This window comes from Novosphingobium guangzhouense, from assembly GCF_002896965.1.
Lineage (GTDB): Bacteria > Pseudomonadota > Alphaproteobacteria > Sphingomonadales > Sphingomonadaceae > Novosphingobium > Novosphingobium guangzhouense.
The window spans coordinates 119,569-132,160 of record NZ_LYMM01000106.1; the positions used below are offsets into that span (position 1 = coordinate 119,569).

At 65.3% G+C, this 12,592-nt stretch carries 13 protein-coding genes; 2 read left to right on the plus strand and 11 right to left on the minus strand.

Annotated elements, in window-relative coordinates; genetic code table 11:
* Positions 1–11 precede the first annotated feature (11 nt).
* From A8V01_RS27640 to A8V01_RS27655, 4 genes are all read right to left on the minus strand, one after another.
* Positions 12–3,431 (minus strand): efflux RND transporter permease subunit, encoded by a 3,420-nt coding sequence (locus A8V01_RS27640; RefSeq protein ID WP_103099439.1) that lies wholly within the window; start codon positions 3,429–3,431, stop codon positions 12–14.
* A 16-nt stretch (positions 3,432–3,447) separates the two neighbouring features.
* A complete protein-coding gene (locus tag A8V01_RS27645) occupies positions 3,448–4,677 on the minus strand; it encodes an efflux RND transporter periplasmic adaptor subunit (RefSeq protein WP_103099440.1) in 1,230 nt (409 codons plus the stop codon).
* A gap of 290 nt (positions 4,678–4,967) precedes the next feature.
* On the minus strand, positions 4,968–5,267 hold the full coding sequence (gene sciP / locus A8V01_RS27650) for a CtrA inhibitor SciP (RefSeq protein ID WP_103099441.1): 300 nt from the start codon (positions 5,265–5,267) through the stop codon (positions 4,968–4,970).
* Between the two features lie 2 nt (positions 5,268–5,269).
* On the minus strand, positions 5,270–5,653 hold the full coding sequence (locus tag A8V01_RS27655) for a hypothetical protein (protein WP_103099442.1): 384 nt from the start codon (positions 5,651–5,653) through the stop codon (positions 5,270–5,272).
* Between the two features lie 134 nt (positions 5,654–5,787).
* On the opposite strand from A8V01_RS27655, the gene mnmA reads away from it, so the two are divergent.
* The gene (mnmA, locus tag A8V01_RS27660; protein ID WP_103099500.1) at positions 5,788–6,942 is read left to right on the plus strand and encodes a tRNA 2-thiouridine(34) synthase MnmA; all 1,155 of its coding nucleotides are present in this window, start codon (positions 5,788–5,790) and stop codon (positions 6,940–6,942) included.
* 1 nt (position 6,943) lies between these two features.
* On the opposite strand, the gene A8V01_RS27665 is transcribed toward mnmA, so the two are convergent.
* Positions 6,944–7,342 (minus strand): hypothetical protein, encoded by a 399-nt coding sequence (locus tag A8V01_RS27665; RefSeq protein ID WP_103099443.1) that lies wholly within the window; start codon positions 7,340–7,342, stop codon positions 6,944–6,946.
* Positions 7,343–7,373: 31 nt separating this feature from the next.
* Between A8V01_RS27665 and A8V01_RS27670 the strand changes: the two genes are divergently transcribed.
* Positions 7,374–8,516 carry a serine hydrolase domain-containing protein gene (locus A8V01_RS27670; RefSeq protein WP_103099444.1) on the plus strand — a complete coding sequence of 381 codons (1,143 nt, stop codon included), beginning with the start codon at positions 7,374–7,376 and terminating at the stop codon, positions 8,514–8,516.
* A 34-nt stretch (positions 8,517–8,550) separates the two neighbouring features.
* Here A8V01_RS27670 and A8V01_RS27675 read toward each other — a convergent pair whose 3' ends face one another.
* From A8V01_RS27675 to A8V01_RS27700, 6 genes are read right to left on the minus strand one after another with little or no spacing between them, the layout of a single operon-like run.
* Entirely contained in the window at positions 8,551–8,910 is a 360-nt protein-coding gene (locus tag A8V01_RS27675; protein WP_103099445.1) for a HesB/IscA family protein, read from the minus strand.
* Complete coding sequence (locus tag A8V01_RS27680; protein ID WP_103099446.1) at positions 8,910–9,380, minus strand: SUF system Fe-S cluster assembly protein; 471 nt, start codon at positions 9,378–9,380, stop codon at positions 8,910–8,912. Before A8V01_RS27680 ends, A8V01_RS27675 begins: the two co-directional genes overlap by 1 nt.
* Positions 9,377–10,582 (minus strand): aminotransferase class V-fold PLP-dependent enzyme, encoded by a 1,206-nt coding sequence (locus A8V01_RS27685; protein ID WP_103099447.1) that lies wholly within the window; start codon positions 10,580–10,582, stop codon positions 9,377–9,379. The genes A8V01_RS27680 and A8V01_RS27685 overlap by 4 nt, the downstream gene beginning before the upstream one ends.
* Entirely contained in the window at positions 10,579–11,316 is a 738-nt protein-coding gene (locus tag A8V01_RS27690) for a SufD family Fe-S cluster assembly protein (protein WP_103099448.1), read from the minus strand. Before A8V01_RS27690 ends, A8V01_RS27685 begins: the two co-directional genes overlap by 4 nt.
* Positions 11,313–12,065: a Fe-S cluster assembly ATPase SufC gene (gene sufC, locus A8V01_RS27695; protein ID WP_103099449.1), complete on the minus strand. Its 753-nt coding sequence runs from the start codon at positions 12,063–12,065 to the stop codon at positions 11,313–11,315. Before sufC ends, A8V01_RS27690 begins: the two co-directional genes overlap by 4 nt.
* Before the next feature lie 3 nt (positions 12,066–12,068).
* Positions 12,069–12,560, minus strand: coding sequence for an endonuclease domain-containing protein (locus tag A8V01_RS27700; protein ID WP_103099501.1), 492 nt, complete (start codon positions 12,558–12,560; stop codon positions 12,069–12,071).
* Positions 12,561–12,592: the final 32 nt, after the last annotated feature.

Consider the following 12,592-nt stretch of genomic DNA (forward strand, 5'->3'; position numbering starts at 1 on the left):
TGGCCCCTTCCTTATTCGGCGGGATGCGCGTGAGTGGGCGTCCCGGCGTGGTGCTGATCCGGGTCATACGTCAGCAGCGACTTGCGCAACTTAGGCCCGACCCGCTTTTCGAAACCATCGGCAAGGCTGAAGGCTGCAGGAACGATGACCAGCGTAAGCAGGGTGGAGAGCACCAGGCCGCCGATCACCGTCACACCCATCGGCGCGCGGAAGGCTCCGTCCCCCGAAATCGACAGCGCGGTGGGCACCATGCCTGCCGTCATCGCAACGGTGGTCATGACGATCGGCTGCGCGCGCTTGTGCCCTGCGTCCATGATCGCGGTGAGCTTGTCGACGCCCTTGGCCATCTCCTCGATCGCGAAGTCGATCAGCAGGATGGAGTTCTTGGCGACGATGCCAAGCAGCATCAGGATGCCGATGTAGACCGGCATCGAGATCGGCTGCCCCGCCACGGTCAGCGCCAGCATGCCGCCCAGCGGCGCCAGCAGCAGCGAGGCCATGTTCACCAGCGGCGAAACGAAGCGCTTGTAGAGCAGGACCAGCACCGCGAAGACCAGGAAGATACCGGAGATGACGGCAGTGACGAAGTTGGTGATCATCTCACCCTGCCACTTGTCCTCGCCGACAGGGGCGTTGGACACGCCCATCGGCAGCTTTTTCATGATCGGCAGATTCTGGATCTGCGTCATGATCGGTCCCTTGACCTGCCCTTCGCCAAGGTCGGCGCCGACGAAGATGCGGCGCGACTGGTTGTAGCGCTGGATCTGCGTGGGCCCTGCACCGAAGCGGATTTCGGCGACGCGCTTGAGGGGCACGGTGCCGCCGCTGACGGTGGAGACCGGCAGGTTCTCGATCGTCGAGAAGTCCCGGCGCGAGGCGCGGTCAAGGATCACGCGGATCGGTACCTGGCGGTCGCTCAGCGAGAACTTGGCGGCGTTCTGGTCGATCTCGCCCAAGGTCGCGATGCGGATCGTCTGGCTGAGCGCGGCCGTCGTGACGCCAAGCTGCGCGGCAAGATCGGGACGCGGAACGATCAGCAGTTCGGGCCGCTGCAGGTCTGCGGCGATGCGCGGAGCAACGACGCCGGGGATGGCGCGCATCTGCTCCACAAGGGTCTGCGCGGTCTTGTTGAGAAGTTCCGAATCGCTACCCGAAAGCATGATCGACAAATCGCGCCCCGAACCGAACCCGCCCGACTGCGAGGCAAAGCTGACGCGGGCGTCCGCGATGTCCTGCAACTGCGGGGCCATGCGGCGTTCGAATTCGATGCTGGTCGCCTCGCGCTCCTTGGCGGGCTTGAGCGCGATGTAGAGCGTGCCTGAACCCTCGCCCGCGAACTGCAGAACGCGTTCGACCTCGGGCTGCTTTTCAAGCAGGCGCGATACGCGTCCGCCGATCGCTTCGGACTGTTCCAGCGTGGTGCCGGGCACCAGTTCGATCTTGACCTCGCTGGTGTCGTTGTTGGTGCTGGGCTGGAATTGCTGCGGCAGGCCGGCCAGCAGCGCGAAAGTCACGACGAGCGCGTAGACCGAGGCGCAGAAAGCATAGAAGCGGTGATCGTGCATCCGCGCGATCACGCGATCGGTGAAGTAGCGATACCAGCGGCCAAGCGCGCCCATGGCGCTCGCCAGCAAGCGGAACAGCTTGCCCAGCAACCAGATCGCCACGGGAATGGCGAGGGGGGACAGGATCGCGGCGATCACGAAGGCGGCACCCTTGAGCCCGATCTTGGTGATACCTGTCTGCAGGGCCGTGAACAGAAGTCCTGCGGCGCCAAGGCCCGCAGCGATCAGCAGGATGAACGCTATTATGGCGATCACTGCATAGGCGGGATGGAATGGCTGGCGCACCAGTGCGGCCTTGCGACGGTGCGCTTCGGTGCTGTCGAGCGTCCAGGCCAGGATCTTCATGTAGATATCCATGGCCTTGCCGCCGCCGTGTTCGGCATGGCCGTGCGCCTTGAGGAAGTAGGCCGCGACCATCGGCGTGATCACGCGCGCCACGGCAAGGCTCATCAGCACCGCGACCACGACGGTCAGACCGAACGCCTTGAAGAACTGCCCCGGAATGCCGGGCATAAGGCCCACGGGCAGGAACACCGCCACAATCGAGAAAGTGGTGGCAACCACGGCAAGGCCGATCTCGTCGGCGGCGTCGATCGATGCCTGATAAGCGCTTTTGCCCATGCGCATGTGGCGCACGATGTTCTCGATCTCGACGATGGCGTCATCGACGAGCACGCCCGCGACAAGGCTGAGCGCAAGCAGCGACAGGAAGTTCAGCGTGAAGCCCAGCAGGTCCATGAACCAGAAGGTCGGGATCGCCGAAAGCGGGATGGCGAGGGCCGAGATCAGCGTTGCGCGCCAGTCCCGCAGGAACAGGAAGACGATGACGATCGCCAGCACTGCGCCTTCGACCAGCGCCTCCATCGAGGACGTGTACTGCCCGCGCGTGTAGTCCACCTGCGAGAACAGGCGGGTGACGTGAACCTGCGGATTGTCCTTCTGGATCTGCTTCAGCTTTTCCATCGCCGCGTCATAGACGGCGACGTCGGATGCGCCGCGCGCGCGCTCGAACCCGAAGGTGACGACTTCGCGGCCGTTGACGCGGGCGATGTCGGTCTGTTCGGAATAGCCGTCATAGACGCTGGCAACGTCGGACAGCTTCACCGAGCGGCCGTTGCCCAGGTTGATGCGCTTTTGCGAGAGGTCGTAAGCGGTTTCGGCATTGCCGAGTACGCGAACCGACTGGCGCGATCCGGCGATCTCCGCCTGGCCGCCCGCAGCATCGACGTTGACCTGCCGCAGCACGTTGTTGAGCGCTTCGGCGCTGACACCCAGCGCCTGCATGCGCTGCGGGTCGACGACGACGCGGATCTCGCGGTTGACACCGCCGTCGCGGCTGACGGTCGCCATGCCGGGAACGCCCAGCAGGGTCTTGGCCACGGTATCATCGACGAACCAGCTGAGCTGCTCGATCGTCATGTCGTCGGCACGCACCGCGAAATAGGCGAGCGAGCCACCGCCGCCGGCTTCGATCTTCTGGACCTGCGGTTCAAGAATGCCGTCCGGCAACTGGCCACGCACCTGATCGACCGCGTTCTTGACCTGCTGGGTCGCCACATCGACGTTGGTGCCGACCGAGAAGAACACCAGCGTGGTCGAGCGGCCTTCCGAGGCGGTCGACTGGATTTCCTCCACCCCCGGAATCGAGCGCACCGAGCCTTCGACGATCTGGGTGATCTGCGTCTCGATCTCGGTCGGAGCGGCACCTGGTTGTGAAACGCCGATGTGGACGCCGGGGAATTCGACGTCCGGCATGTTGTTCACGTCCATCCGGTTGAACGAGACGATGCCGGCGATCATCAGGCCGATGAAGAAGACGATCGGGATGATCGGATTGCGGATCGACCAGGCCGAGATATTGCGCATGTGCGGTCTGGTCCGATTACTTGCCGGGAGCGGCCGAGGCGCGCGGCTTGACCTTGTCCCCGTCGTTGAGGAAGCCCCCTGCGCGCACCACGATCTTCTCGTCGCCGTTCAGGCCGGAGGTGATGGTAATGCCCTGCGGGGTCACGAGGCCGGTTTTCACCGGCTGGCGACGGACCCGGTCATCCTTGCCGACGACATAGACGAAAGAGCCCTTGGCGTCGTTCTGGATGGCGGATTCGGGCAGCATCGGCGCGACCACCGTACCGCTTTCGATGACGGCAGTGGCAAAGCCGCCGGGGCGCAGCGCCGGATCGTATTTCATCGCGATGCGTGCGGTGCCCTGACGGGTGGTGTTGTCGATGGTCGGGGCGATCTGCCAGACCTGTCCGGTGAAGCTGCGGCCCGAACCGACCGGGGTGACGCTGGCCGTGACGCCGACATGCAGCTTGGCAAGATCGTCTTCCGAAAGCAGTGCCAGAAGTTCCATTTCGCCATCGCGGGCAAGGTTGAACAGCACGCCGCTGCCGCCGCTCACCACCTGGCCGACTTCGACGTTGCGCGCCAGCACGAGGCCGGAGGCGGGCGCTACGATGTTCAGGCGGGCGTTCTGCGCCTGCAACTGGCCCAGCGTGGCGCGGGCCACGCCGACGCGGGCGACTGCGGCATCGCGGGTCGCGGTCAGCTGATCGATGTCTGCCTTGGAGATGAAACCGCGATCGACCAGCTTGAGGCCGCGATCGAGGTTGGCCTGGGCCAGCCGGGCATCGGCTTCGGCCACGCGGATCTGGGCAGACTGGCTGGCAGCGGACTGGACCTGCACCGAACGGTCGATGACGGCGAGAACCTGGCCCTTCTGGACCCAGTCACCGGCATCGACGCGCACTTCGCGCACTTCGCCGCCCTCGCCGACCGATCCAACCGGCATCGCACGGCGCGCTGCCAGCGATCCGGTGCCGGTGATTTCCCCGGCGACGCTCGAACGGCCCGGCACGACGACCGAGACGACCGGCACCTGTGTGGTGTCGGCGCCGGCAGCGTCACCCGCGTCCCCCTTGTGAAGCACGAACCACAGCGCGGCCGCCAGCAGCACGACGGTGACGATGACGAGCACGATGACCCTGCGCGAGCGCCGGTCGATCGCATCGTCTGTATCCAGCGAGGTGCCCGCCGCGTCGAACGCGTCGAGATCGCCGGCCTGCCCGCCGACGTGAGAGTGGCCGGGTTCAATCTTGCCGTCGTAATTCATCTGTTCACCGCACGCATGCACGCGCCCCCTGGCGGCGTGCTCTCCCGCCGCACGGACCGCTTGCGCCTGTATTCAGGCGGGCTGCCGATGTGGCCTAAACTGCTGGATTCATATACTCGCGGGAACAGGGTGGCAACGCGTACTCGGCTTCGTGTCGATAGCCATCGACGAACGACTTCATCGTGCTGATTATCGGGCGACGCGTACTTTTATTGCGTAAGAACATGAAAAGGCGGGTGCGAAAATGCTTCGCGCCCGCCTCTGACTTTGCTGGACCTGAACAGGTGCGCTCAGAACTTTTGCTGGCGCTCGTAGAGATCGCGGTAGTGTTGGATTCGTGTCACACGCAGGCCCTGCATGCCCGAACGATCAACGGCGCGTTGCCACGAGGCGAATTCCTCAAGCGTCAGGCCATAGCGTTCGCAGACTTCGTCGATGGTCAGCAGGCCGCCGTTGACGGCAGCCACGACTTCGGCCTTGCGGCGCACGACCCAGCGGGTGGTGTTGGGGGGGGGAAGGTCGGCAACCGTCAGCGGCTCGCCGAGCGGGCCGATCACCTGTGCCGGACGGATTTTCTGGTTCTCGATCATATTTACCCTCGTTCGCCGCTACCGTTCACATCGGCGACTGGAGAATCCTTACATCCACTGGGCTTGCCATTGCTTGAAGCATCAAGGTTAACGTTCCTTGAGCATTCTTCGTAAGCATTAAGTGCCGAGGCTGCGCAGCCGTCGAAGCTGCCGCGCAGCCGCAGGCGCGTAGCGACCGCGTCGTCGCCCAGCACGCCGAGTCGGTCGTGCGTTGCGAACAGGCGCGAGCGCAATGCCTGCCAGTCGATCCCGGCCGGGTCGGCGGGCAAGTGCTCCGCAGACAGTCCGCCGATCGCCCCGTCGACAGCAAGCCCCGGTGCGCGACTCTGCGTGCGATCCGGTGCATCCCCGGTTTTCGGGGCAATGTGATTACGTGCGACGTTCATGATGGCTGCCTATAACCCGGCGATCGTCAAGGGATCGTAAAAGGCCGCTTTACGCTTTCTTCATGAGCCGAACCGGCGGCCGTGCAGGCAAAGGATAGGAATCCGGCGCGCTCCGCTGTATGAGCGGCCCCACCATGACCGTCTCTTCCGATCTTCTTTCCGGGCTCGACCCCGCAGACCTGTTTCAGCTTGATGCCCCGCTTTCCGGCCGCCGCGTGGTGGTGGCCATGTCGGGCGGGGTGGACAGCTCCGTTGTGGCGGCACTGGCCGCCGCCAGCGGCGCGGAAGTGATCGGTGTGACGCTTCAGCTCTATGATTATGGCGCCGCGACCGGTCGCAAGGGCGCTTGCTGCGCGGGCGACGATATCCGCGATGCGCGTGCGGTGGCCGATCGGCTCGGCATTGCCCACTATGTCTTCGACCATGAAAGCGCCTTCCGCGAAGAGGTGGTTGAGCGGTTCGCCGATGACTATCTCGCCGGGCGCACGCCGATCCCCTGCATCCGCTGCAACATGGGCCCCAAGTTCACAGACCTGCTCAGCATGGCGCGCGAACTGGGGGCGGACTGCCTTGCAACCGGCCACTATGTTCGCCGCGTGATCGGCGCGGCCGGTTCGGAACTGCATCGCGCGCTCGATCCGGCGCGGGACCAGAGCTACTTCCTCTACGGCACCACCGAGGCCCAGCTTGATTTCCTGCGTTTCCCCCTTGGCGGCCTGCCCAAGACCGAGACGCGGCGGCTGGCCGAGGCGGCGGGCCTGCGCGTCGCCGCCAAGCCGGACAGTCAGGACATCTGCTTCGTGCCGGATGGCGACTATGCCAAGATCGTGCGGTCGGTGCGTCCTGAAGGCGAGGCTCCGGGCGAGATCGTCCATGCTGAAACCGGCGCGGTGCTGGGCAGCCATCGCGGTGTCATCCACTACACGGTGGGCCAGCGCCGGGGCCTTGAGATCGGCGGCCAGCCGGAGCCGCTCTACGTTACCGGGATCGAGGCGGAAAGCCGGCAGGTCCGCGTCGGCCCGCGCCGTCTGTTGGCCACGGCTTCGGCGCGGTTGGTTGAGACGAACCGGATCGGGCCGATTCCCGATACGCCGCTGACGGCCAAGGTCCGTTCGCTGGCCAAGCCGGTGCCGATCGTGCTCGACGGCCCGCTGGGCGATGGTGCGGACACGACGATCCGCTTTGCCGAACCGGAATACGGCGTTGCGCCGGGGCAGGCCGCGGTGATCTATGCTGGAGAGCGGGTGATCGGCGGCGGCTGGATCGATTCGACGCAGAGCGCGATCTGAATCAATCCTGCCAGGGTTCAAGCCGGCAACCGCGCGCCGGATCGAAGTCGGCGCTCTGCTTTGCCAGCAGCGGGACCGAGGCTTTGACGGTGCGGGTCTGCGCATCTTCCGATAGCGAAACCCAGCGTCCTGCCCCCTTGAGGTTCACGACCTTCAGATCGCCTTCGCAGGTATCCATCGGCCGTTGCGAGACGTAGCGGCAGACGCAGCCCACCCGCGCGCCGTAAGCCGCGCCGACCAGCGCTTCTTCGCGCAGGCCGCGCCAGGTCCAGCCGAGCCACAATACAAGGCCAAGCAGCGTGAGGAGGATCAGGTTGCGCTTCCATCGCGAAGGCTGTCGTACAGGATGCATCCCGCCCGTGACCTTGTCCCCCGGTCCGGGTTGCCCGGATGTTGCCATTCTCAAACGCCTCGCACATGACCGGCGCACCATGTCGGTACGCCGTCTTCCCCTTATCGCCGTGATGCTTGCGCTGCCAGCCCTGTGGGGCTGTGGGTCGGGTGCGCCCGAAGGGCCGCCGCCTGCGAGCACCGAATCGCTTGCCGCAATCAAGGATGACGGCGGGGCTCCGCGCGAATCGCTGGGGCGCGCCATCGACCGGCTGTTCAACGAAGAGGCGGTGGGCAAGACCGACGCCCTCGTCATCCTGAAACGCGGATCGGTCATCGCAGAGCGCTATGGCGAAGGCGTAAAGCCCGATTCGCGGCTGCCGGGCTGGTCTGCGGGTCAGTGCGTGACCGCGCTGATGATCGGCCAACTGGTCAGCGATGGTCGCCTGCGCCTGAACGAGTCCGCCCCGGTGCCCGAATGGCAGCGGCCCGGCGATCCACGCGGCGTCATCACGCTGCGGCAACTGCTCCAGATGCGTTCGGGCCTGCGCCATGTCGAGGCCACCAGTGCGGGCACCGGCCGGGTCGAAGGCGAATCGGATCGCATGCGCATGCTGTTCCTCGACGGGCGCGACGACATGGCCTCCTATGCCGAGGCGCAGCCGCTCGAAGCCCCGGCGGGCAAATTCTTCGAACATTCCTCTGCCAGCGCGGTGATCCTGTCGGACCTTGCCGCGCGCGTCCTGTGGCCTGACCGCGATCCGCAACGGCGGCGGCAGGCGGTGAACGATTACTTGCGTAACCGGGTGCTTCAGCCGACCGGCATGGGCTCTGCGATCGTCGGTTACGACCGTGCGGGCACTATGATCGGGTCAGGCATGATCGCCATGACCGCGCGGGACTGGGGCAACCTTGGGGAGTTCATCCGCCACACCGGATCGGTGGGCGGCGCGCAGATCCTGCCGCGCCGCTGGGTGCAGTTCATGCTGGAGCCGTCCCCGCGTGAGCCGGGATACGGCGCAGGCGTCTGGCTGAATGGCGGTGAGGCAGGAGAGGGCGCGCGGCTTTGGCCGGGCGCGGCGGCGAAGACCGTCTTCGCATGTCTGGGCGAGTACGGCCAGTTCGTGGTTGGATCGCCCGATCAGTTGCTGACGGTCGTGCGGATCGGCCACAGCGACCCCGCGCAGGAGCGCGAGGTGCATGACGAACTGGGCACGCTGCTGGCGCTGTTCCCGAAGAACTGATTGGGCTGCGTAAGCCCCGAAACAAGGACGGGACTTAGACCGTAAAGCTTTCCCCGCACCCGCAGGCGCCCTTGGCATTGGGGTTGTTGAACACGAACCCGGCGGTGAAATCATCTTCCACCCAGTCCATCGTGCTGCCGATAAGATAGAGCACCGAGGCCCCGTCGATGTAGAACAGGCCGCCGGGGGTTTCGATCTTCTCGTCGAACTTGGCTTCCTCGGTGACGTAATCGACCGAGTAGGCAAGGCCCGAACAGCCCCGTCGCGGGGTGGACAGCTTGACGCCGATTGCGCCTTCCGGAGCGTCACCCATCAGCTTGGCGATGCGGGCTTCGGCGCTGGGCGTCAGGATGACGGCAGCAGGGCGCGCGCGCGTGGTCGTTGCGGTGGTCATCACAGCATCCCCAGTTCAAGCTTGGCCTCGTCGGACATCTTGGCCATGTCCCACGGCGGATCCCAGACAAGATTCACTTCGCAGTCGCGCACGCCAGGCACGGCGGATACGCGCAGTTCGACTTCGCCCGGCATCGATTCGGCCACCGGGCAGTGCGGGGTGGTGAGCGTCATCGTCACCGCCACCGATGCTTCGGGCGATACCTCGACGCCGTAGATCAGGCCAAGATCGTAGATGTTGACCGGAATTTCGGGGTCGAAAATCTCCTTCAGCGCATCGATGACGCCATCGTAGATCGCACCGCCGGGAGCCGAAGGGTCGATGTCCTGCGGCTTTTCGGCCAGGAACCCATCGAGATAGTCGCGCTTGCGCTCTTCCACCGGAGCAGGCGCATCATCCACCCGTGCGCGGGGCGCGGGGGGAGCCGCATCGACTTCCTCGACGGTGAAGGTTGGCTTCTGATCGCTCATCCGAAAATTCTCCTGGTGCGCTCGATCCCTTTCAGAAGCGCATCGATATCGCTTTCATCGCTGTAGAGGCCGAAGCTGGCCCGCGCCGTGGCGGGGACGCCAAGGTGCTCCATCAGCGGCTGTGCACAGTGGTGCCCGGCGCGGATCGCCACGCCTTCTTCGTCCAATATGGTGCCCAGATCGTGCGGGTGAACCCCGTCGAGCGCAAAACTGACGATGCCGAGCGAATCGTCGGGGCCGAACAGCGTCACGTCGTTGCGCTTGCGCAGTTCGCTGCGCAGCAGGACGGCAAGGTCGCGCTCATGCTTTTCGGCCCGGTCCAGGCCCACGCCGGAAAGCCAGTCCATCGCCGCTGCCATGCCGATGGCCTCGACGATATTGGGCGTGCCCGCCTCGAAACGCTGGGGGGCGGGGGCGAACGTGGTCTTTTCGAACGTGACCTTGTCGATCATCGCGCCGCCGCCCTGCCACGGGGGCATACCGTCAAGGATATCCTTGCGCGCCCACAGCACGCCGATGCCGGTCGGGCCGTAAAGCTTGTGCGCGGAAAAGGCGTAGAAGTCGCAACCGAACGCGGCCATGTCCAGCGCCAGGCGCGGCGCGGCCTGGCAGCCGTCGATCAGCAGCTTCGCGCCGACGGCATGGGCCAGCCTTGCGGCATGTTCCACGTGGAGCACACTGCCCAGCACGTTGGAGACGTGGGCAAGCGCGACCAGCTTGTGCGCAGAGGTCAGAATGCGCTCGGCGGCTTGAAGGTCGATGCGGCCCTCGGCGTCGAGCGGGCATACGTCGATGGCCACACCGGTACGCGCCTGCAGCAACTGCCAGGGCACGATGTTGGAGTGGTGCTCCAGCATCGAGACGAGGATGCGGTCGCCGGCTTTGAGGTTTTCGACGCCCCAGGTCTGCGCGACCAGGTTGATCGCCTCGGTCGCGCCACGCGTGAAGACGATCTCGTCTTCGTGCGCATTCATGAACTGCGCGGTACGGCGGCGGGCCGCCTCGAATGCCAGCGTCATGTCGGCGGAGCGGGCATAGACCCCGCGATGCACGGTCGCGTAGTCACGGCCCATCGCGGCGACGGTCGCGTCGATAACAGCCTGCGGCTTCTGCGCCGTGGCGGCGGTATCCAGATAGTGCCAGTCGCCCGCCAGACCCGGAAACTGGTCCTTGAGGACGAGTTCTGCGGTATCCAGCGTCACAGGATCGCCTCCAGACGGGCGATCGCCGCTGCGCTCAGTTCCTCTTCTCCCGCCGCGCCGGTAAAGGCTTCGGCGATGAATGCCTGCAGCATCAGGCGCTTGGCCTGCGGCGGCGTGAGCCCACGGCTCATCAGGTAGAACAGGCCCTGCGCGTCGAGTTCGCCAACCGCGCAGCCATGCGCGGCCTTGACGTCGTCGGCGTAGATTTCCAGCTCCGGGCGCGCATTGGCGGTCGCGGTGCGTTCCAGCAGCATGGCGCGGACGGACTGTTCGGCATCGGTGCCGTCAGCGCCGCGCTCAACCGCGATACGGCCAAGATAGGTGCCGACCGACTTTCCGGCCAGCACCGTGCGCACGATCTGCTCCGACGTGGCATTCAGCCCTGCGTGGGTGACTTCGGTGACGACTTCCAGCGTCTCGTCCCCTGTCGCCAGCTGCGCCGCGCCGAGCGTGAAGTCGGCGCCTTCAGCCAGACGCACGTCCACCGCAATGCGGCCATAGGCAGGCCCGGCGGTGAGAACGCGAAGATCGAACTTCGCGCCTTTGCCAAGCGTGATGGCGATGTGGCGGGCGACGGCTCCGGTGCCGGTTTCGACGATCTGCAACGCGTCTTCGGCGCCGTCCGCGATCGTGATCTCTTCGGTCACGATCGGCCAAACGGTGCTCAGTGCCGCGATGTCGGAATAACGGAAATCCTCGTCCCGACGGGTGGGAAGGGCCATTTCGACGTTCATGCCGCTTCCTGCACCACCGCCTCGTAACCCTCTTCCTCAAGCCGCAGCGCAAGGTCGGGGCCACCCGACTTGACGATGCGACCGGCGGCGAGGACGTGCACGAAGTCCGGCTTCACGTAGTCCAGCAGGCGCTGGTAGTGGGTGATCAGCAGCACGGCCTTGTCAGGGGCGCGCATGATCGAATTGATGCCTTCACCGCAGATGCGAAGCGCGTCGATGTCGAGGCCCGAGTCCGTTTCGTCGAGGATGGCCAGCTTGGGGTTCAGGATGCCCATCTGCACCATCTCAGCGCGCTTCTTCTCGCCGCCCGAGAAGCCGACGTTCACCGGGCGCTTGAGCATGTCCATGTCCATGCGCAGCAGGCCGGCCTTTTCCTTGGCAAGCTTGAGGAATTCACCGCCCGAAAGCGGTTCTTCTCCCCGGCCCTTACGCTGGGCATTGGCCGCTTCGCGCAGGAACTGGACGAACGAGACGCCGGGAATCTCGACCGGATACTGGAAGCCCAGGAACAGGCCCGCCGCAGCGCGCTCATGCGGTTCGAGTTCGAGCAGATCGACGCCGTCGAAGTCCACCGATCCGCCGGTCACTTCATAGCCCGGACGGCCGCCGAGCGTGTAGCCCAGCGTCGACTTGCCCGCGCCGTTGGGGCCCATGATGGCGTGAATCTCACCCGGATTGATGGTGAGCGACAGGCCCTTGAGGATCTGCTTGTCGGCGACGTTCGCGGTCAGGTTTTCGATCTTGAGCATGGCTTATCCTTCGTCGCTCACGAACGTCGCAGCCGGACGCGAGCCAGCCTTCTTGCGCGCAGAGCGCTTGTCGAAGGGCACGTTGATTTCGGTATTGATTTCGCGGACCACGGTGTCGACGTTGCCGATCACTTCCTCTTCCGAGAAGCGCAGCACGCGGATGCCGACTTCGATCAGCTTGCGGTCCTGCAACTCGTTGACGTCGGCGTTCGAGTCCTCGGCGCTGATCTGGACGACGATCCAGCGCGACGGGCAGGCGAAATCAACGATGGTGGAACCCACCACCGACTGCCGGATGAACTTTACCCCACCCAGCTTGGAGCCGGAAAGCTGTTCCCACAGCGCCTTTTGCGCATCAGTGGGATTGCGGCGCTGGTCGCGCGCGCGTTCCTTCAGCGTTTCAAGCCGTGCGCCGGTAAGGGCGAAGCTGGCCTTGGCGTCCTTGGGCGCGCTTTCGGCGCGGCTGATGCCCAGGGTCTTGCGGGCGGCGGTCATGGATTTTTGTCCTTCGTTATTCATGGCGGGTG